This window comes from Streptomyces sp. NPDC059455 (assembly GCF_042750115.1).
GTDB lineage: Bacteria > Actinomycetota > Actinomycetes > Streptomycetales > Streptomycetaceae > Streptomyces > Streptomyces endocoffeicus.
Genome location: NZ_JBHYVB010000204.1, coordinates 1 through 20,227 on the forward strand (window position 1 = coordinate 1; position 20,227 = coordinate 20,227).

The following is a 20,227-nucleotide window of genomic DNA, read 5'->3' on the forward strand; positions in this document are numbered from 1 at the left end:
GTCCGGAGCCCGCCCGCCCGTCTCCCACCACCACCCTCAACGGAGGCGCTGCGCGCCGCACCGATTGTTTTTCCTATTCTTCTGCCATGCTGACCATCACCCAGGCGCTCCACGACAAGATCGTCGCGCACGCCCGCGCCGACCACCCCGACGAGGCATGCGGTGTGATCGCGGGCCCGGCCGGAAGCGGCCGCCCCGAGCGGTTCATCCCGATGCTGAACGCGGCCCGTTCCCCCACCTTCTACGAGTTCGACTCGGGTGACCTGCTCAAGCTCTACCGCGAGATGGACGACCGGGACGAGGAGCCGGTGGTCATCTACCACTCGCACACCGCCACCGAGGCGTACCCCTCCCGCACCGATATCTCCTACGCCAATGAGCCCGGTGCCCACTACGTCCTGGTCTCCACGGCCGAATGCGGCAATGACGAGGGACCCTTCCAGTTCCGGTCCTTCCGGATCGTGGACGGCGAGATCACCGAGGAAGAGGTGGAGATCGTCCCGGGTGGCTGAATCCCCGCTATGTCTCGCATCGCGGTCGCTACCCGTCCGTATCACGGGATCACCTACCCGAGCCCGGTTCGGGAATCGATACGATGAGTCCATGGTTTTCGATGACGTGAGCGAGAAGACGCCGGGCATGCTGCTCGTGGCGCGGCTCCACGTCGACCTGTGCCGGCTCGCCAGCGCGATGTGTCCGCGCCGCGCCGTGGCCGCCTGAACGCGCGCCCGAGACGCCCGACGCCCTTCGACGACGCCCTCCCGGCCGCTCCCGGCCCGGGAACCCACCCCGCCCTCCGACAGGAGCCCAGACATGGCCATCGAGGTCCGCATCCCGACCATCCTCCGCACCTACACCGACGGCCAGAAGGCGGTCGAGGGCAGCGGGGCCACGCTCGCCGAGCTCTTCACCGACCTGGAGAGCCGGCACTCCGGGATCCACGAGCGCCTGGTCGACGGCGGCGAGCTGCGCCGTTTCGTCAACGTCTATCTGAACGACGAGGACGTCCGCTTCCTCGACGGCATCTCCACCAAGCTCTCGGACGGCGACAATGTGACGATCCTCCCGGCCGTCGCCGGCGGAAGGCTCTGATGCGCTACGACAGCCCCTTGGCCGCGGTCGGCAATACGCCGCTCGTCGGGCTGCCGCGGCTCTCGCCCTCCTCCGACGTACGGATCTGGGCCAAGCTGGAGGACCGCAACCCCACCGGCTCGGTCAAGGACCGCCCCGCGCTCCATATGATCGAACAGGCCGAGAAGGACGGCCGGTTGACCCCCGGCTGCACCATCCTCGAGCCCACCTCCGGCAACACCGGGATCTCCCTCGCGATGGCGGCCAAGCTCAAGGGCTACCGCATCGTCTGCGTGATGCCGGAGAACACCAGCGAGGAGCGGCGCCAGCTGCTCGCCATGTGGGGCGCGGAGATCATCTCCTCGCCCGCCGCCGGCGGCTCCAACACCGCCGTCCGGGTGGCCAAGGAGCTGTCGGGGCAGCACCCGGACTGGGTGATGCTGTACCAGTACGGGAACCCGGACAACGCCGGTGCCCACTACGCCACCACCGGCCCCGAGATCCTGGCCGACCTGCCCTCCATCACTCACTTCGTCGCCGGTCTGGGCACCACCGGCACCCTGATGGGCGTCGGCCGCTTCCTGCGCGAGAACAAGCCGGACGTCCAGATCGTCGCCGCCGAACCGCGCTACGACGATGTCGTCTACGGACTCCGCAACCTCGACGAGGGCTTCGTCCCCGAGCTGTACGACGAGTCCGTCCTGACCACCCGCTTCTCCGTCGGTTCCGAGGACGCGGTGTCCCGCACCCGGGAACTCCTCGCCCAGGAGGGCATCTTCGCGGGCGTCTCGACCGGGGCCGCGCTGCACGCGGCCCTCGGTGTCGCCCGTAAGGCGGTCACGGCCGGGCAGAGCGCCGATGTGGTCTTCATCGTCGCCGACGGTGGCTGGAAGTACCTCTCCACCGGTGTCTACACGGCGGCCACCACCGAGGAGGCGATCGAGACGCTGCACGGCCAGCTCTGGGCGTAGGGGCCGAATCGGCGGGCGGGGGGCAGGGCCGGGCACCACCCGGCTCCGTCCTGGTGATTCCGCCCACAACGCGGCCCCGTGGAGGAGCTGCCTGGGCTTTTGCGCCTTACGCTCGTGGGCACCGCATGACCCCCCGCACCTGCCCATGGCCCTCGGCATGGGGACCCCTCAAGGAGGTTCCTGCTTCATGAAGCTCACCGTCGTCGGATGCTCAGGGTCGTTCCCGTCCGCGGAATCGGCCTGCTCGAGCTACCTCATCGAGGCCGACGGCTTCCGGCTGCTCCTCGACATGGGCAATGGCGCCCTTGGCGAGTTGCAGCGCCACTGCGGTCTTTACGACCTCGACGCTGTGCTGCTGTCCCATCTCCACCCCGATCACTTCATCGACATGTGCGGATACTTCGTCGCGCGCTATTACCGGCACGACGGTGGCCGCGCCGAGGCGATCCCCGTCTACGGCCCCGAGGACACCGAGCGGCGGTTGGTCCAGGCGTACGACGACGTGCCCGACGAGAAGTCGATGCGCGAGGTCTTCGACTTCCGCACGCTCACGCCCGGCAGCTTCGAGATCGGCCCCTTCACCATCCGCGCCGAGCGCGTCTGCCATCCGGTGGAGGCGTACGGCTTCCGGATCGAGTACGACGGCCGCTCGCTGGTCTATTCGGGCGACACGGGCCCCTGTGAGGCCCTGGTGGACCTGGCCCGGGGCGGCGACCTCTTCCTGTGCGAGGCGGCCTTCACGCACGGCAAGGAGGACATCCCGGGGCTGCACCTCAACGGCCGCGAGGCGGGCGAGCACGCGCTGCGGGCGGGGGTCGGGGCCCTGGTGCTCACCCATGTGCCGCCGTGGACGGACCCCCAGATCAACCAGCGCGACGCCCAGGCGGTCTTCGGCGGCCCGGTGGAACTGGCCAAGGCGGGCGCGGTCTACGAGGTCTAGGCCCACGGCCCCCGCCCGCGCGAAGGCCCCGGAACCGGCTCGGTTCCGGGGCCTTCGCGCGGGGCGCGGGCCGGCGTTCTGCGCCGGGCCGGCAGCGGTCTACGCCTTGGTGAGGTCCTCGACCTCTTCCTCGGGCTCACGGCCCGGGGTGGGCAGGTCGAACTTGGTGATCGCGAAGCGGAAGACCACGTAGTAGACCACCGCGAAGACCAGCCCCACCGGGATGATCAGCAGTGGTTTGGTGGCATGGCTCCAGTTCAGCGCGTAGTCGATGAACCCCGCGGAGAAGTTGAAGCCCGCGTGCACGCCCAGGGCCCAGGTGATCGCCATCGAGAGGGCGGTCAGCACCGCGTGGATCACATAGAGCAGCGGGGCGATGAACATGAACGAGAACTCGATCGGCTCGGTCACGCCCGTGACGAACGAGGTCAGCGCCAGCGAGATCATCATGCCGAGCACGGCCTTGCGGCGCTCGGGGCGGGCGGTGTGCGCCATGGCCAGGGCGGCGGCCGGCAGGCCGAACATCATGATCGGGAAGAAGCCGGACATGAACATGCCCGCGCTCGGGTCACCGGCCAGGAAGCGGCTGAGGTCGCCGTGCACGGTCTCACCGGCCGCGTTGGTGAAGTCGCCGAGCTGGAACCAGGCCACGGTGTTCACGAACTGGTGCATGCCGATCGGGATCAGGGCGCGGTTGACGGCGCCGAAGAGGGCCGATCCCGCGGAGCCGAGCCCGGTCATCCACTCGCCGAAGTTGCTGATGCCGTCGCCGATGGGCTCCCAGACCAGGCCGAAGAAGACGCCCACCGCGATACCGGTGAAGGCCATGATGATCGGCACCAGTCGACGGCCGTTGAAGAAGCCGAGCCAGTCCACCAGCCGGGTGCGGTGGAACCGCTGCCACAGCACCGCGGTGAGCAGCCCCATGATGATGCCGCCGAGCACCCCGGGGTCGTTGAACTTGGCCGGTATGTCCTCGCCCTTCTGGATCACCGCGTCCGCTACCGGGAACGCCTCCAGCACCTTGCTGTAGACCAGGAACCCGACCACGGCGGCCAGCGCGGTGGAGCCGTCCGACTTCTTGGCGAACCCGATGGCCACGCCGACGCAGAACAGCAGCGGAAGGGCGCCGGTGAGCGCGCCACCGGCGTTGTTGAACACGGCGGCGACCTTGTCCCAGCCCAGTCCGTCGGCGCCGAACACATCGGGCTGTCCCAGCCGGACCATGATTCCGGCGGCGGGCAGGACCGCGATCGGCAGCTGAAGGCTGCGGCCGACCTTCTGGAGTCCCTGGAACAGGCCGGCACCCCGCTTCTGGGCGGGCGCCGCCTTGGCGGTGGCCGTACTCATCGGATTCCTCCTGGTGAGGCGGGCTCTCGGGGGAAGGGACGGCCCGCTTTATGGTCTAAACCACATGTGGTGTAGACCTGTTGTAGCACGGAGGGATCCGATGAAGGAATCTATCGTTCCAAGTGACGTGTAACGTCTTCGCCCACATAATGGTGTAGACCACTTCCCGCATGGCGAACGGACGACAGGGAGCGAACATGGCCAGCAAGGCTGAGAAGATCGTCGAGGGGCTCGGCGGCATCGACAACATCGTCGAGGTCGAGGGCTGCATCACCCGGCTCCGTACCGAGGTCAAGGACGTCTCCCTGGTCGACGAGGCGCTGCTGAAGGCCGCGGGCGCCCACGGCGTGGTGAAGATGGGCAGCGCGATCCAGGTGGTCATCGGCACCGACGCGGACCCCCTCGCCGCCGAGATCGAAGACCTGATGTGAGCCGCTGACCCCGTCGCGCCGTCCTCCGGGAATGGCCCCGCCGCGGACGCGGACCGGGGCCCTTCGCGATGCCGATAGGCTCATCCCATGTCTCGTATCGACGGCCGCACCCCCGACCAGCTCCGCCCCGTGACCATCGAGCGCGGTTGGAGCAAGCATGCCGAGGGCTCGGTCCTCGTCTCCTTCGGCGATACGCGGGTCCTGTGCACCGCGAGCGTCACCGAGGGCGTGCCGCGCTGGCGAAAAGGCAGCGGCGAGGGCTGGGTCACCGCGGAGTACGCGATGCTGCCGCGCTCCACCAACACCCGAGGCGACCGCGAGTCCGTCCGCGGCAAGATCGGCGGCCGTACGCATGAGATCTCCCGGCTCATCGGCCGCTCACTGCGCGCCGTCATCGACTACAAGGCGCTCGGCGAGAACACCGTCGTCCTGGACTGCGATGTCCTCCAGGCCGACGGCGGCACCCGCACCGCCGCCATCACCGGCGCCTATGTGGCCCTGGCCGACGCCATCGGCTGGGCCCGGGGGAAGAAGCTGATCAAGGCCACCCGGCAGCCGCTGACCGGCACCGTCTCCGCCGTCAGCGTCGGCATCGTCGGCGGCGTCCCGCTGCTCGACCTCTGCTACGAGGAGGACGTGCGCGCCGAGACCGACATGAACGTGGTCTGTACCGGTGACGGACGCTTCGTCGAGGTGCAGGGCACCGCCGAGGGCGAGCCCTTCGCCCGCGAGGAGCTGAACGGGCTGCTGGACCTCGCCGTGGCGGGCTGTGACACCCTGTCCGGAATCCAGCGCGCGGCACTGGCCGAGGAGAACTGACGGCGGCATCGGGCAACCGTCGCGCGGCGCCTGGCGTTTAGTCAGGTACCAGCACCTTTTCCCGGGGAAGGACCCATTCCATGGCGCCGCGCCACCGTCACCGCCGTACCACCACCCTCACCGCCCTCGCCGCCGTCGCGCTCGCCGTGCCGGTCACCGTGGGCTGCGGCGCGGTGGAGAAGGCCCTGGACTGCGCCCAGCTCGCGGTCGAGATATCCAACGACGTGGACAACCTCCAGGACGCCCTGACCGGCGCCGCCGTCGACCCGCAGCAGGCCGACAAGATCCTGGACGCCCTCGACAAGGACATCGACAAGGTGGGCGACCGCACCGACAACGCGGACGTCGGCAAGGCCATCGACGACCTCCAGAAGGCCGTGGACAACGTCCAGAAGTCCGTCGACAGCGGCAAGGACCCCGATCTGAGCCCGGTCAAGGACGCGGCGGGCGAGCTGACCAACGTCTGCTCGCCCTGACCTCCCCCGGCCGGAACGGGTCACCCACCCTCGATAATCGAGAGCTATGCAGCAACGCACTGACGGACACCCTCCGCACCCCCGCCGTCTCATCCTCGCCACCCGCAACGCCTACAAGATCACCGAGCTGCGCTCGATCCTGGGCGAGACCGGCCTCGACGTCGAACTCGTCGGCGCCGACGCCTATCCGGAGGTCCCGGACGTCAAGGAGACCGGCGTGACCTTCGCGGAGAACGCCCTCCTCAAGGCCCACGCCCTGGCCCAAGCCACCGGCCACCCCGCCATCGCCGACGACTCCGGGCTGTGCGTGGACGTCCTCGGCGGCGCCCCCGGCATCTTCTCGGCCCGCTGGTCGGGCCGGCACGGCGACGACCGCGCCAACCTGGATCTGCTGCTGGCCCAGCTTGCCGACGTCCCCGACGAACACCGCGGCGCCCACTTCGCATGCGCCGCCGCCCTCGCCCTCCCCGACGGCACCGAACGCGTGGTCTCCGGCCGGCTCACCGGCACCCTCCGTCACGAGCCCGTGGGCGGCGGGGGGTTCGGCTACGACCCGATCCTCCAGCCCCACGGTGAGACCCGCACCTGCGCCGAACTCACCCCCGACGAGAAGAACGCCATCAGCCACCGCGGCAAGGCGTTCCGCGCCATCGCCCCGGTGGTGCGCGAACTCCTGGGGTAGGTGCCGCGCTGCGGCAACGTATAACGGCCTGCGATTCGAGCGATGAATCGCAGGCCGTATGCGGTGCGGCGGAAGGGATTCGAACCCTCAAGCCCTGTCACGGGCCACAGATCCTAAGTCTGCTGCGTCGCCGTTGCGCCACCGCCGCTCCTCGTGAGCCATCGTAGCGGCCTGATGGCGGGCAGGTCACTTCGCGTAGGCGCTAGGTGGCAGCTCGGGGTCTACGCCCGCGATTCCGGCCGCACCACGTGTCCGTGATCGCGTGGCAATTCGGGCAGAGGTACCGCAGGTTTTCGGGGCGGTTATCGAGCCAGTCGCCGTTCACGTGATCAATCTGCAGCGTCATGCTCACCCCTTGCCACTGGCCTGTGTTGCCGCACCGCGCGCACCTGTACGGGCGGCCGATTTCATCCAGGCCCTTACGAAGCCGGGAGTGGTTGGTACGAGGAGCACCCGGCGGACGGACCCGGAGCACCTCATCCGCCACGGGCTTCGACGCCACCGCTCGGGCCTGGCGCCGAGTGCGCCGCTTGAAGTGTGTGGTGTCCAGGCCCAATCGGACCGTCTGGCGGTGCACACGACGGTGGTTGGAGTCGTTGACCGGCAGGGCCAGGGCGCGCATCACCTCGGCATAGCTCGTGCTGTCCGCGACGGCTGTTTGAAGGGGACCCTCGGGGAAACGGACCGGATACTGTCCCCGGACAGGGCGGCTTCTCTCAGCTGGTTGTGACTGAAGGGCAAGTCGATGTGCGGTCGGTTCAGCCCGGCGATGTGGCTGATATCGATGCCGGATGCCGCGATTCGTCTGCGGATGTGTGACAGCGTCCCCGTCGCTGGGCGTGTCCCCAGCTTCTCGACCACTTCGCGCAACGTGGTCGACGTCGCCACGGCTTCGGCGATCGCCATGTCGGAATACTTGCTCCACGGGCTGCGCTGCTTGAAGTGGCTGGTGTCGATGGCATGTGCTGCCACGAGTTGCTGCAGGGCCCGACGCCTGCCACCGCTGGCCTTGACCTCTAGCACGCGCATGAGTTCGGCCCAGCTCGATGAGCGGGTCACCGCTTCGGCAAGTGCTTCGCACGTGTATTCGGCTCGCATGGTCCCCCTCACGGTGCGACCGTATGTCGCGTCATCGCACTGAGTAACGAATTGCTCGCCCATCGGTTACGCGTGACAAGCCCGAGCTCCCGCACCTCGGGTGCGGGACCTCGCAGGCGGAGTTCGATCGTCCCGGCCGGGCCGATGCCCTGAGGCCGGCTACGAACAGGTTCCGGCCGAGGTCCAGCCGGTCCGCGTGTCACCCCGGACTGTGATCGGTCCAGGGCGTTTCGGCTGGTGCCCCGGCAGGATTCGAACCTGCGACACCCGCTTTAGGAGAGCGGGGGTCAGAGGCCCAGGTCTTTGATGATCTTGGCGACGTGGCCGGTGGCCTTCACGTTGTACAGGGCGCGCTCGACCTTGCCCTGCTCGTCCACGATGACGGTGGAGCGGATCACGCCCGTCACCGTCTTGCCGTAGAGCTTCTTCTCGCCGAAGGCGCCGTACGCCTCCAGGGTCTCCTTGGAGGGGTCGGCGAGCAGGGTGACCTTCAGGCCCTCCTGGGCGCGGAACTTGGCCAGCTTCTCCGGCTTGTCGGGGGAGATGCCGATGACGTCGTAGCCGTGGCCGGAGAGGAACTCGAGGTTGTCGGTGAAGTCGCACGCCTGCTTGGTGCAGCCGGGGGTGAGGGCTGCGGGGTAGAAATAGACGATCACCTTGCGGCCGGCGTGCTCGGCGAGCGAGACCTGCTTGCCGTCCGCGTCGGGGAGGGTGAAGTCGGGGGCGGTGTCGCCGGGCTGCAGTCGCTCGCTCATGGTCTGGTGCTCCTCGTGGCATCGGGGGTACACACCCGACATTAGCCAGCTTCCCGTCCGGGGGTGCCGTGGGGCGGTGCGGAGGTCGAGCTGACAGACTGTCCACTACGAATCATCGAGACTGAATCATCGAGATTGACGGAGGCAGCGCGGTGTCGGATGCCAGGACCCCTGCGCAGATCGAGGCGGACATCGCCCGCAGGCGGCAGGAGCTCGCCGTGACGCTCGACGAGATCGGGGTGCGGGTGCACCCGAAGACGATCATCGGGGACGCGAAGGCGAAGGCGGCGTCGGCCGTGGACCGGACCGCCGGGCGGGCCTATGTGTCCGTCAACCGAGTGGTGACGGGCGTACGCGGCCAGCTGGTGTCCGAGGAGGGCGGGCCCCGCATGGAGCGGATCGTGCCGGCCGCGCTGCTCGTGGCCGGGCTGGTCGGCCTGCTCGCGCTCTCGGCCAAGTCCTCCCGGTCCGCCAAGACGTCCCGCTCCTCGTGGTGCGCCAAGTGGCGCCGGTGAGGGAAGGACGGCGGGCTCGGCGGCGGGCTTGGCGGCGGGCTCCGGCCCTGAGGCGTCATCCCGCCCTCCGGCCAGGTACGGTCATGGCGTGAGTGCGAACACGACCCATGACAAGCTGCCCATCCGGATGCTGCACGACCGCGTGCTGGTCCGCACCGACATCCCGGAGGGCGAGCGCCGGTCGTCCGGCGGAATCGTCATCCCCGCCACCGCGGCGGTCGGCCGGCGGCTGGCCTGGGCCGAGGTGGTCGCGGTCGGGCAGAGCGTACGGACCGTGGAGCCCGGTGACCGGGTGCTCTACGACCCGGAGGACCGGGCCGAGGTCGAGGTCCGCGGGGTCGCCTACGTACTGATGCGGGAGCGCGATCTGCACGCCGTGGCCGCCGAGCGGCTGGAGGGCGCGGACGACTCCACGGGGCTCTACCTGTAGAGCTACTTTCCCCCACCCCTTCCCGCGGCATGGATATGCGGCTCTGCCACGTGGCAGGGGCTTTGCCCCTGGGGTCTGGGGCGGAGCCCCAGTTCGGGAAGGGGCGGGGAGGGGATCAGCCCGCCGCAGGCGTCAAGACCGCCGGGCACCCCGTAAACGCTCCGCAGGATGTGCCCCGGCCTGCCGTCGATCGACTGCGGCGCCGTCGTGGCTGGTCGCGCGGTTCCCCGCGCCCCTATGGGGCGTCTCTCAGCCGCCCACTGGGCCTCCTGGGTCGCCGGGGTCGCCCGGGCCGCCTGGGTCGCCGGGGCCGCCGGGGCCGGGTTCGGTGGTCGGGCCGCCGGTGGGGAAGTCCGTCGGCGGGGTGGGGATCGTCGGGGGCGTTGTGGGCAGGGTCGGTGGGGTGTACGTCGGCGCCGTGGGGACCGAGGTGTCCGGCGGCGCGTCGGTCGGGGGAGAGGTGACCACCGGCGGCAGGGAGCCCGGAGGCTGCTGGGTCTCGGAGCCGTCGGGGGTGTCCGCGCCGTCCTCCAGCCGTAGATCGAACTCGGCCGGTTCCTTGCCCTCCAGCGCCCCCGCCGTGTACTGGGCCCAGATCTCGGCGGGGTAGCCGCCGCCGTTGATCCGTTCCAGGCCCGTCGCCCCGTACAGCGACTTCTGCACGCCCGTATTGGAGTCCTGGCCCATCACCGCGACCACGGTCGCGAGATCCGGGGTGTAGCCCGCGAACCAGGCGGCCTTGTCCTCCTCCGCGGTGCCGGTCTTGCCCGCCGCCGGGCGCTCGGCGGCCTGGGCGGCGGTGCCGGTGCCGCCGTCGACGACGCTCTGCAGTATCGAGGTGGTGGTGTCGGCGGCGCTGCGCGGGATGGCCTGGCGGCTCTCCCGCGCCGGGAGCTTGATCCGCGCCCCGTCCTTGGTGACCTCCTCGACCAGGCTGTACCGGCCGTGCTCGCCGTGGTTGGCGAGGGTCGCGTACGCCTCGGTCATGTCCAGCACGCTCGCGGTGGCGGGGCCGAGCGCGATCGAGGGGGAGGCGTGCAGATCGGGGGTGCTCTTGGGGACGCCCAGGTCGATGGCGGTCTGCTTGACCTTGGAGGGGCCGACGTCCTCGGCCATCTGCGCGTACACCGAGTTCACGGAGTTGTCGGTGGCCGTGGTGACGTCGATGTCGCCGTAGTCCACGTCGTCCTCGTTGGCGGGGGAGTAGCCGGTGGGCCCGTCGGCGCCGATGACCTCGCGCTTGTTGTCGCCGTTGTAGAGGGTGTCCGGGGTGATCGTCTGGCCGTCCTGGGTGGTGGCCCCGTAGCGCACCGCCGAGGTGAACACGAATGGCTTGAAGGTGGACCCCACCTGGTAGTCACGGCGGGTCGCGTTGTTGACGAACTGCTTGGTGTAGTCGATCCCGCCGTAGAGGGCGACGACCTTCCCGGTCTTCGGATCGATCGAGGCGCCGCCCGCGCGGACGTAGGAGTCGACCTTGCGGTCCTTGCCGAGCTTGCTCATCAGCCGGTCGCGCACGGCCTCCGTGAAGGCGTCCTGCTTGTCCTTGTCGATCGTGGTGGTGATGCGGTAGCCGCCGCGCGCCAGGGTCTGCTCGTCGATGATCCCGTTGCTGGTGAGGTAGTCCTCGACGGCTTCGATGAGATAGCCGCGCTGGCCGGACATGCCGGAGGGGGCCTTGGCCTCGGAGGGGCCGGGGAAGGTCATCTTCTGCCGCTCGGCCCTGGTCAGCCAGTGCTTCTTCACCATGCCGTCGAGCACGTAGTTCCAGCGGGCCACGGCCCGGCCCTTGTTCTGCGGATGGGCGACGATGTCGTAGGAGCTGGGGGCGTTCAGCAGGGTGGCGAGGTACGCGCCCTGGGCGGTGTCGAGCTCGCCGATGTCCTTGCCGTAGTACGCCTGGGCGGCGGCCTGGATGCCGTAGGCGTTGCGCCCGAAGTAGCTGGTGTTGAGGTAGCCCTCGAGGATCTTGTCCTTGCTCACCTCGCGGTCCAGCTTGATCGCGATGAAGAACTCCTTGGCCTTGCGGGAGACCGTCTGCTCCTGGTCCAGGTAGTAGTTCTTCACATACTGCTGGGTGATGGTGGAGCCGGACTGCTTGCCCTTGCCGGTGGCGGTGTTCCAGGCGGCCCGGAGCATCGCCTGGGGGTCGATGGCCGACTCCGAGTAGAAGTCCCGGTCCTCGGCGGCCAGCACCGCGTGCTGGATCCGCTTGGGCACCTGGCTGAGCTGCACGCTCTCCCGGTTGACCGTGCCCTCGCGGGCCAGCTGGGAGCCGTCGGAGTAGAGGAAGACATTGCTCTGGGCGATGGCGGCCTTGTTGGCCGGGGGGATGTCGACGAGCAGATAGCCGGTGACGAGCCCGCCCGCGACCAGCAGGACGATCAGCAGGAAACCCCCGAGGACCATGCGCCAGGTGGGCAGCAGACGGCGCCATCCGGTGCGCTGGGGACGCCCCTTTCTGCCCTTGGCCGGTTTGCCCGCCGTCACCGTCAGGCCGTCCGCACGGTGCGGCGTGTCGTGGTTGCCATCGTCGGTGCCGGGCCGGTCACCCGTTCCGGCCGCGCCGCCATCGATCAACTGGGGCTCGTCGCTCATGTCTCCTGAGACTCCTCGGCCGCCGTCGAGGGTTGTGCGGCGGCAGGATCGTGCACGGTCGGGCGATTCGCGTCGTACGCCCGATAAAACACTGTCGCATCATCCGTTCCGGGCCGAGGACGAGGCGCGCACCTGTGACTGGTCTGTGACCGGTCGAATGGATGATTCCGCTCACACCATCCGGTGAATAATGCCTCGCCGTCTCTCCCGTCCCCCCACTAGGCTCCGGATTTTGGCGCCGTTCGGGGCGGTGGCGGTCGGGCCGGTCGGGCGGTGCGGTCGGGGAGGGAGGCAGGAGCGGATGCGGCTGTACGCGGCCGTCGCGGTCAGCGGCTTCAAACGCTACGCGACGTATCGGGTCGCCACGGTGGCCGGGGTCTTCACCAACACGGTTTTCGGCTTCATCCTCGCCTACACCTATACCGCGCTGTGGGACGAGCGGCCGCACCTCGGCGGCTACGACCTCGCCCAGGCGCTGACCTTCGTCTGGCTCGGCCAGGCGCTGCTGGCGGCCGTGGCGCTGATGGGCGGCGGCTTCCAGGAGGAGCTCCAGGAGCGCATCCGCTCCGGGGACATCGCCGTGGACCTCTACCGCCCGGTCGACCTCCAGATGTGGTGGCTGGCCACCGAGCTCGGCCGGGCGCTGTTCCAGCTGCTGGGGCGCGGTGTGGTGCCGATGACCGTCGGGGCGCTGGTGTTCGAACTCCGGCTACCCGCCTCGCCCTTGACCTGGCTGTGGTTCCTGCTCGCCGTGGCGCTCGCGGTGTGCGTCGGCTTCGCGGTGCGCTATCTGGTGGCGCTCGCCTCCTTCTGGCTGCTCGACGGGACGGGGCTGTCCATGCTGAGCGGGCTGCTGTGCCTGTTCTTCTCCGGGATGATCCTGCCGCTCAACGTCTTCCCCGGCCAGCTGGGCGAGATCGCCCGCGCGCTGCCCTGGGCGGCGATGCTCCAGGTGCCCGCGGACGTCTTCCTGGAGGAGCGCCGGGGGCCGGGGCTGCTGGGGGCGTTCGCCTTCCAGGCGGGGTGGGCGGTGGCGCTGCTGGCGGCCGGGCGGGCGCTGCAGTCGGTGGCGACCCGGAAGGTGGTGGTCCAGGGTGGCTGAGTCCGCCGTGTCCAACGGGCTGCGGGCCTACGGCCTGATCGTCGGGATGTGGGTGCGCTCCACGATGGCGTACCGCACCTCGTTCCTGATCATGACGCTGGGGAACTTCCTCGCGACCGGGCTGGACTTCGTCACGATCACCTTGATGTTCACCCACATCGGGGAGCTGGGTGGCTTCACCCTGGACGAGGTCGCCTTCCTCTACGGCACCACCAGCGTCGCCTTCGGCCTCGCCGATCTCCTGCTGGGCACCATGGGCCGGCTGGGCCAGCGGGTGCGCGACGGCACGATGGACACCCTGCTGGTGCGGCCGGTGCCGATACTCGCCCAGGTGGCCGCCGACCGCTTCGCGCTGCGCCGGCTGGGCCGGATCACCCAGGGGGCGGTGGTGCTCGGCTGGTCGCTGGCCCGGCTGGACATCGACTGGACGGTGGACCGGGCGCTGCTGATGCCGGTGATGCTGATGAGCGGGGGCGCCATCTTCGGGGCGCTGTTCGTACTCGGCGGCGCCTTCCAGTTCTGGGCCAAGGACGCCTCCGAGGTGCAGAGCGCCTTCACCTTCGGCGGGACCACGCTGCTGGAGTACCCGCCGACGGTCTTCGGCAAGGAGCTGCTGCGGGGCGTCACCTTCGTCATCCCGCTGGCCTTCGTCAACTGGCTCCCGGCGCTGTACATCCTGGGCCGCCCCGATCCGCTGGGGCTCCCGGCCTGGATCGGCTTCGCGGCGCCGCTGGTCGCGGGCGGCTGCTGTGCGGTGGCGGGGCTGGCCTGGCGGGCGGGGCTGCGGGCGTATCAGAGCACGGGGAGCTGAGGGGAATGGTCGTGGGGAATGGCTCGGGGAGCGGCGTGGACGATCTGATCGAGCTCGACGGCGTCGAAAAGGTCTTCCAGGTGCGGCGCAAGGTGGGGCTGATGCGCCGTGAGCGCCGTGAGGTGCGCGCCGTGGACGGCATCAGCTTCCGGGTGCCGCGCGGCGAGATGGTGGGCTACATCGGTCCGAACGGCGCCGGGAAGTCCACCACCATCAAGATGCTGACCGGGATCCTGGTGCCCAGCGGCGGACGGCTCAGGGTCGCCGGAATCGACCCCTCCAGGGAGCGGACGAGGCTCGCGCGCCGGATCGGGGTGGTCTTCGGGCAGCGCACCACCCTGTGGTGGGACCTGCCGCTGCGCGATTCGTACGCGCTGGTGCGGCGGATGTACCGGATCCCCGACGACCGCTACCGGCACAACCTGGACCGCTGTGTGGAACTGCTCAACCTCGGCGCGCTGTTGGACGTGCCGGTGCGTCAGCTCTCGCTCGGCCAGCGGATGCGCGGCGACATCGCGGCCGCCCTGCTGCACGACCCCGAGGTGCTCTATCTCGACGAGCCGACCATCGGGCTCGATGTGGTCAGCAAGGCGAAGGTGCGGGAGTTCCTGCGCGATGTGAACGCCGAGCAGGGCACCACGGTGCTGCTCACCACCCACGATCTGACCGATATCGAGCTGCTGTGCAAGCGGGTGATGGTCATCGACCACGGGCGGCTGGTCTACGACGGTGGGCTGGACGAGCTGCACGCGGTGGGGGAGAGCGAACGCACCCTCGTGGTCGACCTGGAGCGGGAGCTGCCGCCCATCGAGGTCCCCGGCGCCCGGACGGTGCGGGTCGAGGGGCCCCGGCAGTGGCTGGCCTTCCCGGCGACCAGCAGCGCGGCGCCGATCGTCGCGGCGGTCGCCGACGGCTGCCCGCTGGTGGACCTCTCGGTGCGCGAGCCCGAGATCGAGGACGTCATCGCGCGGATGCTGCACGGGGCGGAGGACCGGGTGGGGCGGACCATGTAGTGGGCAAGGACGCGGTGTGCGAGAACGACGAGGGCACGGTGTGTGAGAGGGGCCAGGGCCGGTGCCCGCCATTAGTCTGTCCGTATGACGAGCGCTGGTTCTTCCCAGGGGGCGAGCCCCGACCTCCCGGACCCGGCCGGGATGCGGGCATCGGACGCCGAGCGTGAGCGGATCGCCGAGGTCCTCCGTGAGGCGGTCGCCGAAGGCCGCCTGGACATGGAGGAGTTCGAGGAGCGGCTGGGCGCGGCCTACGCGGCGCGCACCCACGGCGAGCTGGAGCCGCTGGTACGGGACCTCCCGGTGCCCGGCGGCGCCGCTCCGGCCCCGCCGTCCCCCGCCGACCGCACCGGCTGGGCCGAGCGGATCGGCGGCACCCCGACCTCGAAGTGGGCCGTGGCGATCATGGGTGGCTTCCAGCGCAAGGGGACGTGGACCGTCCCGCGTGCCTTCACCGCCCTCACCGTCATGGGCGGCGGTGAGATCGATCTGCGCGAGGCCCGGTTCGAGGACCGCGATGTGGTGATCCGCTGCTTCGCCCTCATGGGTGGGGTGGAGATCATCGTCCCGCCGGACCTGGAGACGCATGTCAGCGGCATCGGTCTCATGGGTGGCTTCGACCACACCGGATCCGCCGACGGGGATCCCACCGGGCCCCGGGTGACCGTCACCGGCCTCGCGATCTTCGGTGGGGTCAGCGTCGAGCGCAAGCTCCGCAAGGAGGAGCACAAGCGCATGAAGGAGGAGCGCCGCCGGCTGAAGGCCGAGCACCGGGAGGAGCTGCGCGCCGAGCGCCGGGAGCTGCGGGGCGCGCGGCGCGATGAGCGCGAGGAGCGGCGGCTGTCCCTGGAGAAGGAGCGCCGCGAGGACTAAGCGCTCCGCTGGAAGTGTCGCGATGCGTCGTCGGCCGACTGCGGCGCCGTCGTGGCTGGTCCCACGCGGCGGAGCCGCATATCGACACAGCCGCGGCGGAGCCGCACATCGACACAGCCGCGCGCCCCTTCGGGGCGCAACCGAACCGCACCGGACGTCGGCGAGGCCGCTCAGGCCCTCTCTGCGGAGCTCTCTAGAGCTCGGCCGCCGTGCGGCCCCGCAGGTGGTCCAGGTCCAGCGCCCGCGCCATCGCGCGGTAGCCGTCGTCGCTGGGGTGCAGATGGTCGCCCGAGTCGAACATCGGGCGCAGCCGCAGCGGGCTGATCGGGTCGCGCAGCGCCTTGTCGAAGTCCACGACCTCGTCGAAGACCCGCCCGGCGCGGATCTGCGCGTTGACCTGCTCGCGCACGGCGTCCAGCCGGGGGGTGTAGCCGCGGTGCCCGTAGAAGGGCGTCAGGGTGGCTCCGATGACCCGCAGGCCCCGGGCGTGGGCCTGCTCGGTCAGCCGCTTCAGGCCCCACACGATCCGGTTGGGGTCGGTCTGGTGAGGGATGCGGAGTATGTCGTTGACGCCCAGCTCGATGATCACGGCCTTGACGCCCGTACGGGACAGCACGTCACGGTCGAAGCGGGACAGCCCGCTGGGGTTGTTGGGCGGGAACTGTGTGCCGTCGCTCAGCACGCGGTTTCCGCTGATGCCCTGGTTGAGCACGCCGAAGCGGGGCGCCCCGGGCTCGCTGCGCAGCCGCTCGGAGAGAAAGTCGGTCCACCGGTGGTTGGCCCCGGCGGTGGAGGTGATGCCGTCGGTGATCGAGTCGCCCAGCACCGCGACCGCGCCCTCGGCCTGCTTGGACCACACGTCCACACCGGTCAGATAGCGCCAGTACGGGCTCTGCTGGGTGTAGGCGGCGCCCGCCGTGTCCTCCGTACGGTCGCCACGCGCCATGTACGACGTCTGGCGGGCGTGCGGATGGTAGGTCACGGAGCCGGCCGCCTGCGGGGTGTAGGTGGTGACCAGCAGATCGGCCGCGTCCGGGACGGCGAGCCGCACCGGGTCGCTGGTGGCGGCCTTACCGGGCGGGATCGTCACCCAGGTGCGGTTGTTGAAGGTGAGACGGCGCATGGTGCCGGCGGCCGCGGTGGGGTTGCTGGGCGCGGCGGCCAGCGCCACCGAGGCATGCGTGATCGTCAGCGGACGGTTGCTGTAGAAGTTCGAGAGCTGGATGCGGGTGCTGGTGCCGCCGATGCTGGTGTGCACCACGTTCCGTATCGACATGCCCGAGAGGCCGCCGCGCAGCGTCCTCGGCTCGGCGGCCGCGGCCGAGGTCGACCAGGTGCCCACCCAGGCACCGGCCGAGGCCGGGGCGGCCGAGCCACGGGCCCCCTGCGCACGGGGGTCCGAACCGCCCTTGTCGCCACCGAGCCCGATGAATATCGCGGTGGAGACGAGGATCACCACAGCCGCCAGCGCAGCGAGCACGGCATACCCCGTGCGTCTGGGCATTGGGGGCATGCTCATGGGCGGGTTGTCTCCTCGGGCAGACGGAGCCCGAGGCTCCGGAAGTGGACGGGGACGGCGGGTGGTATCCGGCAATGCCGATGCGGTCCGGTCGGTCTCCCATGATCCCATGGTGGGACCCGGCTCCGCCTGTCGGCCTGCCCCCAATGTGCTGGGTCGCTCCCCCAGACAGACGACGGGAACTCACCGTTCGTTCCACACATGGGCGACTGAGACCGGAAAGAGACAATGCATGGGGAGACGGGTCGACCGGGTGGAGCGTATGGAGCGAAGAACGACAGGTGAGACGGCGGCCCCGCCGTCTCGGGGCGCGGCTGTGCCCTTCGTCACGGACAGCCCCCTCGACGTCGAACGGCGGCGCGGGGTGCGCCGGATGAAGGCGTTCGCCACCGGACTGCTGCTCGGCGTCGCACTGCTGTACGTGCTCGCCACCTGGGCTCGGTCCTCCGGCATCGGCGGCTGGCCCGGCTATGTGGCCGCGGCCGCCGAGGCGGGCATGGTGGGCGCCCTGGCCGACTGGTTCGCGGTCACCGCGCTCTTCCGGCGGCCCATGGGGCTGCCGATCCCCCATACGGCGATCATCCCCACCAAGAAGGACCAGCTCGGGGCCAGCCTCGGGGAGTTCGTCGGGGAGAACTTCCTCTCCGGCGACGTCGTACGGATGCGGCTGCGCGCGGTCGGCATCGGCAGCCGGCTCGGCACCTGGCTCGCCGAGCCCGAGCACGCCGACCGGGTGACCGCCGAGCTGGCCACCGCGCTGCGCGGCGCGCTCACGGTGCTGCGCGACTCCGATGTGCAGGCGGTGGTGGGCGAGGCGATCACCCGCCGGGCCGACAGCCAGGAGATCGCGCCGGGCCTTGGCAAGCTGCTGGAGCGGGTGGTCGCGGACGGCGGCCACCGCCGCGCCGTGGACCTGGTGTGTCTGCGCGCCCACGACTGGCTGGTGGAGCACAACGACTCGGTGATGCTGGCCGTGACCGGCGGCGCCCCCGGCTGGACGCCCCGGTTCGTGGACCGCAAGGTCGGCGAGCGCGTCTACAAGGAACTGCTGCGTTTCGTGACCGAGATGCGGGACATGCCCGGCCATCCGGCGCGCGGCGCCCTGGACCGCTTCCTCACTGACTTCGCCGGGGACCTGCAGTCCGACACCGACACCCGGCTGCGGGTGGAGCGGGTGAAGAGCGAGGTGCTGGGGCGCGGCGACGTCCAGGACATCATCGCCTCGGCCTGGGCCTCGGTGCGGGCGATGATCGTCGCGGCGGCGGAGGACGAGCGCAGCGAGCTGCGGCAGCGGGCGCGGGCGGCGATTCTCTCGCTGGGCGGGCGGATGATGACGGACCAACGGCTGCGGGACAAGATCGACGGCTGGCTGGAGGACGCCGCCGTCTATGTGGTGACGACGTATCGGGACGAGATCACCTCGCTGATCACCGAGACGGTGGCGAGCTGGGACGCGGACCACACCTCGCGGAAGATCGAGGCCCACATCGGCCGGGACCTGCAGTTCATCCGGATCAACGGCACGGTGGTGGGTGCCCTGGCCGGGCTGGTGATCTATACGGTCTCGCGGGCGATGGGCGCGTAGCGCGCGGGCGGTGGGCGCATGGCGGTGCGGGTGGTGGGCGCATGGCGGTGCGGGCGGTGGGCGGTTGGCCCGTGGGCGGTTGGCTAGCGGCGCCGGGCGGATTGCCGCGTCGCGGCTCTGGAAGGTGTGCGCGGCCTGGCCTATGGTGCGCGCGTGCGACGTCGTGGAGGGCGTGCCGTGCTCGCCCGGGGACTGTGGACGGCCGGTGAGCTCGCCGTCACCCTCGGGGTCGTGGTGCTGCTCTTCGTCGTCCACCAGCTGTGGTGGACCAACCGGCAGGCGAGGGCGGACGCACGGCACGAGGTGTCGGTGCTGGAGCGGCAGTGGCAGGACGGGGCCGAGGAGTCCGCGACGCCGACGCCGGGCGCGACGCACTCCTCCGATCCCGCTCAGGGGGACGAACGCGACCGTGACCGTGACCGGTCGGCCAGGAGCGGCACCGGGGACCAAGGGCCGCGCCGGGACCAGGCGTACGCGGTGCTCAGGATCCCGCGTATCGGCCTTACGGTGCCCATCGCCGAGGGCATCAGCCGCGCGGCGGTGCTCAACAAGGGCTATGTGGGCCACTATCCGCGCACCGCCCAGCCGGGCCAGGCGGGCAACGTCGCCCTCGCGGGCCACCGCAACACCCACGGCGAGCCTTTCCGGCAACTGGACGAGGTGCGCGCGGGCGACACGGTGCGCATCGACACCGCCGACGCCCGCTATACGTATGTGATCGAGCGCACCCTGCCGCGTACCTCGCCCGCCGACGGCACGGTGATCGCGCGGGTCCCGTACAGCTCCGCCCATCCCCGCTACCGCTACACCGAGCCGGGCTACTACCTCACGCTGACGACCTGCACCCCCGAATTCACCTCCCGCTATCGCCTGGTGGTCTGGGCCCGGCTGCGGGCGGCCGCCCCACGGGATGCCGGCGGGGGCCGCTAGGGGGTGTCCGGTGGTCGTGACGCCTGCGGCGGTCTGTTCCCCTCCCCGCCCTTTCCCGACACCTGACGATATGCGGCTCCGCCGCGTGCGGGGCTCCGCCCCAGACCCCGGGGCCTGGGGCGGAGTGCCTGCCACGCGGCTCCGCCGGACACCCCGTAGGCGCTCCGCTGGAAGTGCCCCGACCTGCCGTCGATCGTCCGCGGCGCCGGCGGGGGCCGGGGCGCCCCCCCCGCGGAGCCGCCCCGCGGCGCACCCCCCCCC

The 20,227-nt window shown here is 70.4% G+C and carries 23 protein-coding genes and 1 tRNA gene; 17 read left to right on the plus strand and 7 right to left on the minus strand.

Annotated elements, in window-relative coordinates:
• Positions 1-86: 86 nt before the first annotated feature.
• The 5 genes from ACFXB5_RS43730 to ACFXB5_RS43750 all read left to right on the plus strand — a co-directional run bounded on the left by ACFXB5_RS43730 (position 87) and on the right by ACFXB5_RS43750 (position 2,982).
• On the plus strand, positions 87-512 hold the full coding sequence (locus ACFXB5_RS43730; RefSeq protein ID WP_385219289.1) for a Mov34/MPN/PAD-1 family protein: 426 nt from the start codon (positions 87-89) through the stop codon (positions 510-512).
• Between the two features lie 91 nt (positions 513-603).
• The gene (locus tag ACFXB5_RS43735) at positions 604-720 is read left to right on the plus strand and encodes a putative leader peptide (protein ID WP_014061047.1); all 117 of its coding nucleotides are present in this window, start codon (positions 604-606) and stop codon (positions 718-720) included.
• Positions 721-813: 93 nt separating this feature from the next.
• Positions 814-1,092 (plus strand): MoaD/ThiS family protein, encoded by a 279-nt coding sequence (locus ACFXB5_RS43740; protein ID WP_385219291.1) that lies wholly within the window; start codon positions 814-816, stop codon positions 1,090-1,092.
• Positions 1,092-2,042, plus strand: coding sequence for a PLP-dependent cysteine synthase family protein (locus ACFXB5_RS43745; RefSeq protein WP_201856676.1), 951 nt, complete (start codon positions 1,092-1,094; stop codon positions 2,040-2,042). Before ACFXB5_RS43740 ends, ACFXB5_RS43745 begins: the two co-directional genes overlap by 1 nt.
• Positions 2,043-2,229: 187 nt before the next feature.
• Positions 2,230-2,982: an MBL fold metallo-hydrolase gene (locus tag ACFXB5_RS43750; RefSeq protein WP_385219292.1), complete on the plus strand. Its 753-nt coding sequence runs from the start codon at positions 2,230-2,232 to the stop codon at positions 2,980-2,982.
• Between the two features lie 99 nt (positions 2,983-3,081).
• On the opposite strand, the gene ACFXB5_RS43755 is transcribed toward ACFXB5_RS43750, so the two are convergent.
• Positions 3,082-4,332 carry a PTS transporter subunit EIIC gene (locus tag ACFXB5_RS43755; protein WP_037962145.1) on the minus strand — a complete coding sequence of 417 codons (1,251 nt, stop codon included), beginning with the start codon at positions 4,330-4,332 and terminating at the stop codon, positions 3,082-3,084.
• A 197-nt stretch (positions 4,333-4,529) separates the two neighbouring features.
• Between ACFXB5_RS43755 and ACFXB5_RS43760 the strand changes: the two genes are divergently transcribed.
• The 4 genes from ACFXB5_RS43760 to rdgB all read left to right on the plus strand — a co-directional run bounded on the left by ACFXB5_RS43760 (position 4,530) and on the right by rdgB (position 6,740).
• Entirely contained in the window at positions 4,530-4,763 is a 234-nt protein-coding gene (locus ACFXB5_RS43760) for a glucose PTS transporter subunit EIIB (protein ID WP_385219294.1), read from the plus strand.
• 87 nt (positions 4,764-4,850) lie between these two features.
• Complete coding sequence (gene rph, locus ACFXB5_RS43765; RefSeq protein ID WP_385219296.1) at positions 4,851-5,582, plus strand: ribonuclease PH; 732 nt, start codon at positions 4,851-4,853, stop codon at positions 5,580-5,582.
• 80 nt (positions 5,583-5,662) lie between these two features.
• Entirely contained in the window at positions 5,663-6,058 is a 396-nt protein-coding gene (locus ACFXB5_RS43770; RefSeq protein ID WP_385219298.1) for a hypothetical protein, read from the plus strand.
• A 46-nt stretch (positions 6,059-6,104) separates the two neighbouring features.
• Positions 6,105-6,740, plus strand: coding sequence for an RdgB/HAM1 family non-canonical purine NTP pyrophosphatase (gene rdgB / locus ACFXB5_RS43775; protein WP_385219300.1), 636 nt, complete (start codon positions 6,105-6,107; stop codon positions 6,738-6,740).
• A gap of 64 nt (positions 6,741-6,804) precedes the next feature.
• Here the strand turns inward: rdgB and ACFXB5_RS43780 are convergent.
• The 4 genes from ACFXB5_RS43780 to bcp all read right to left on the minus strand — a co-directional run bounded on the left by ACFXB5_RS43780 (position 6,805) and on the right by bcp (position 8,593).
• Positions 6,805-6,888: transfer RNA gene (locus ACFXB5_RS43780), tRNA-Leu, on the minus strand.
• A 54-nt stretch (positions 6,889-6,942) separates the two neighbouring features.
• Positions 6,943-7,362, minus strand: coding sequence for an HNH endonuclease (locus ACFXB5_RS43785; RefSeq protein ID WP_385219302.1), 420 nt, complete (start codon positions 7,360-7,362; stop codon positions 6,943-6,945).
• On the minus strand, positions 7,362-7,838 hold the full coding sequence (locus ACFXB5_RS43790) for a hypothetical protein (RefSeq protein ID WP_385219304.1): 477 nt from the start codon (positions 7,836-7,838) through the stop codon (positions 7,362-7,364). Before ACFXB5_RS43790 ends, ACFXB5_RS43785 begins: the two co-directional genes overlap by 1 nt.
• A 287-nt stretch (positions 7,839-8,125) precedes the next feature.
• The gene (bcp, locus tag ACFXB5_RS43795) at positions 8,126-8,593 is read right to left on the minus strand and encodes a thioredoxin-dependent thiol peroxidase (RefSeq protein ID WP_385219306.1); all 468 of its coding nucleotides are present in this window, start codon (positions 8,591-8,593) and stop codon (positions 8,126-8,128) included.
• A 152-nt stretch (positions 8,594-8,745) separates the two neighbouring features.
• Between bcp and ACFXB5_RS43800 the strand changes: the two genes are divergently transcribed.
• Positions 8,746-9,108, plus strand: a complete 363-nt coding sequence (locus ACFXB5_RS43800; protein ID WP_385219308.1) for a DUF3618 domain-containing protein — start codon at positions 8,746-8,748, stop codon at positions 9,106-9,108.
• Positions 9,109-9,235: 127 nt separating this feature from the next.
• The gene (locus ACFXB5_RS43805) at positions 9,236-9,538 is read left to right on the plus strand and encodes a co-chaperone GroES (protein WP_198270465.1); all 303 of its coding nucleotides are present in this window, start codon (positions 9,236-9,238) and stop codon (positions 9,536-9,538) included.
• Positions 9,539-9,787: 249 nt separating this feature from the next.
• On the opposite strand, the gene ACFXB5_RS43810 is transcribed toward ACFXB5_RS43805, so the two are convergent.
• On the minus strand, positions 9,788-12,136 hold the full coding sequence (locus ACFXB5_RS43810) for a transglycosylase domain-containing protein (RefSeq protein WP_385219310.1): 2,349 nt from the start codon (positions 12,134-12,136) through the stop codon (positions 9,788-9,790).
• Between the two features lie 301 nt (positions 12,137-12,437).
• Between ACFXB5_RS43810 and ACFXB5_RS43815 the strand changes: the two genes are divergently transcribed.
• The 4 genes from ACFXB5_RS43815 (at position 12,438) to ACFXB5_RS43830 (ending at position 15,932) form a co-directional block, all read left to right on the plus strand.
• A complete protein-coding gene (locus tag ACFXB5_RS43815; protein ID WP_385219312.1) occupies positions 12,438-13,238 on the plus strand; it encodes an ABC transporter permease in 801 nt (266 codons plus the stop codon).
• Positions 13,239-13,284: 46 nt separating this feature from the next.
• Complete coding sequence (locus ACFXB5_RS43820; protein WP_385219325.1) at positions 13,285-14,049, plus strand: ABC transporter permease; 765 nt, start codon at positions 13,285-13,287, stop codon at positions 14,047-14,049.
• A gap of 5 nt (positions 14,050-14,054) precedes the next feature.
• Positions 14,055-15,062, plus strand: coding sequence for an ATP-binding cassette domain-containing protein (locus ACFXB5_RS43825; protein WP_385219314.1), 1,008 nt, complete (start codon positions 14,055-14,057; stop codon positions 15,060-15,062).
• Between the two features lie 84 nt (positions 15,063-15,146).
• Positions 15,147-15,932, plus strand: a complete 786-nt coding sequence (locus ACFXB5_RS43830; RefSeq protein WP_385219316.1) for a DUF1707 domain-containing protein — start codon at positions 15,147-15,149, stop codon at positions 15,930-15,932.
• Positions 15,933-16,125: 193 nt separating this feature from the next.
• On the opposite strand, the gene ACFXB5_RS43835 is transcribed toward ACFXB5_RS43830, so the two are convergent.
• Complete coding sequence (locus ACFXB5_RS43835) at positions 16,126-17,436, minus strand: SGNH/GDSL hydrolase family protein (protein ID WP_385219318.1); 1,311 nt, start codon at positions 17,434-17,436, stop codon at positions 16,126-16,128.
• A 247-nt stretch (positions 17,437-17,683) separates the two neighbouring features.
• Between ACFXB5_RS43835 and ACFXB5_RS43840 the strand changes: the two genes are divergently transcribed.
• Together ACFXB5_RS43840 and ACFXB5_RS43845 are read left to right on the plus strand one after the other, a co-directional pair.
• Complete coding sequence (locus ACFXB5_RS43840) at positions 17,684-19,036, plus strand: DUF445 domain-containing protein (RefSeq protein WP_385219320.1); 1,353 nt, start codon at positions 17,684-17,686, stop codon at positions 19,034-19,036.
• Between the two features lie 153 nt (positions 19,037-19,189).
• Positions 19,190-19,966, plus strand: coding sequence for a class E sortase (locus ACFXB5_RS43845; protein ID WP_385219322.1), 777 nt, complete (start codon positions 19,190-19,192; stop codon positions 19,964-19,966).
• Positions 19,967-20,227 lie beyond the last annotated feature (261 nt).

What these genes read in the sequence shown, in the direction of transcription:
- ACFXB5_RS43730 (WP_385219289.1), top strand. Translation starts at nt 87, where the DNA reads ATGCTGACCATCACCCAGGCGCTCCACGACAAGATCGTCGCGCACGCC.
- ACFXB5_RS43735 (WP_014061047.1), top strand. Translation starts at nt 604, where the DNA reads ATGGTTTTCGATGACGTGAGCGAGAAGACGCCGGGCATGCTGCTCGTG.
- ACFXB5_RS43740 (WP_385219291.1), top strand. Translation starts at nt 814, where the DNA reads ATGGCCATCGAGGTCCGCATCCCGACCATCCTCCGCACCTACACCGAC.
- ACFXB5_RS43745 (WP_201856676.1), top strand. Translation starts at nt 1,092, where the DNA reads ATGCGCTACGACAGCCCCTTGGCCGCGGTCGGCAATACGCCGCTCGTC.
- ACFXB5_RS43750 (WP_385219292.1), top strand. Translation starts at nt 2,230, where the DNA reads ATGAAGCTCACCGTCGTCGGATGCTCAGGGTCGTTCCCGTCCGCGGAA.
- ACFXB5_RS43755 (WP_037962145.1), bottom strand. Translation starts at nt 4,332, where the DNA reads ATGAGTACGGCCACCGCCAAGGCGGCGCCCGCCCAGAAGCGGGGTGCC.
- ACFXB5_RS43760 (WP_385219294.1), top strand. Translation starts at nt 4,530, where the DNA reads ATGGCCAGCAAGGCTGAGAAGATCGTCGAGGGGCTCGGCGGCATCGAC.
- rph (WP_385219296.1), top strand. Translation starts at nt 4,851, where the DNA reads ATGTCTCGTATCGACGGCCGCACCCCCGACCAGCTCCGCCCCGTGACC.
- ACFXB5_RS43770 (WP_385219298.1), top strand. Translation starts at nt 5,663, where the DNA reads ATGGCGCCGCGCCACCGTCACCGCCGTACCACCACCCTCACCGCCCTC.
- rdgB (WP_385219300.1), top strand. Translation starts at nt 6,105, where the DNA reads ATGCAGCAACGCACTGACGGACACCCTCCGCACCCCCGCCGTCTCATC.
- ACFXB5_RS43785 (WP_385219302.1), bottom strand. Translation starts at nt 7,362, where the DNA reads ATGCGCGCCCTGGCCCTGCCGGTCAACGACTCCAACCACCGTCGTGTG.
- ACFXB5_RS43790 (WP_385219304.1), bottom strand. Translation starts at nt 7,838, where the DNA reads ATGCGAGCCGAATACACGTGCGAAGCACTTGCCGAAGCGGTGACCCGC.
- bcp (WP_385219306.1), bottom strand. Translation starts at nt 8,593, where the DNA reads ATGAGCGAGCGACTGCAGCCCGGCGACACCGCCCCCGACTTCACCCTC.
- ACFXB5_RS43805 (WP_198270465.1), top strand. Translation starts at nt 9,236, where the DNA reads ATGCTGCACGACCGCGTGCTGGTCCGCACCGACATCCCGGAGGGCGAG.
- ACFXB5_RS43810 (WP_385219310.1), bottom strand. Translation starts at nt 12,136, where the DNA reads ATGAGCGACGAGCCCCAGTTGATCGATGGCGGCGCGGCCGGAACGGGT.
- ACFXB5_RS43815 (WP_385219312.1), top strand. Translation starts at nt 12,438, where the DNA reads ATGCGGCTGTACGCGGCCGTCGCGGTCAGCGGCTTCAAACGCTACGCG.
- ACFXB5_RS43820 (WP_385219325.1), top strand. Translation starts at nt 13,285, where the DNA reads ATGTGGGTGCGCTCCACGATGGCGTACCGCACCTCGTTCCTGATCATG.
- ACFXB5_RS43825 (WP_385219314.1), top strand. Translation starts at nt 14,055, where the DNA reads ATGGTCGTGGGGAATGGCTCGGGGAGCGGCGTGGACGATCTGATCGAG.
- ACFXB5_RS43830 (WP_385219316.1), top strand. Translation starts at nt 15,147, where the DNA reads ATGACGAGCGCTGGTTCTTCCCAGGGGGCGAGCCCCGACCTCCCGGAC.
- ACFXB5_RS43835 (WP_385219318.1), bottom strand. Translation starts at nt 17,436, where the DNA reads ATGCCCAGACGCACGGGGTATGCCGTGCTCGCTGCGCTGGCGGCTGTG.
- ACFXB5_RS43840 (WP_385219320.1), top strand. Translation starts at nt 17,684, where the DNA reads ATGGGGAGACGGGTCGACCGGGTGGAGCGTATGGAGCGAAGAACGACA.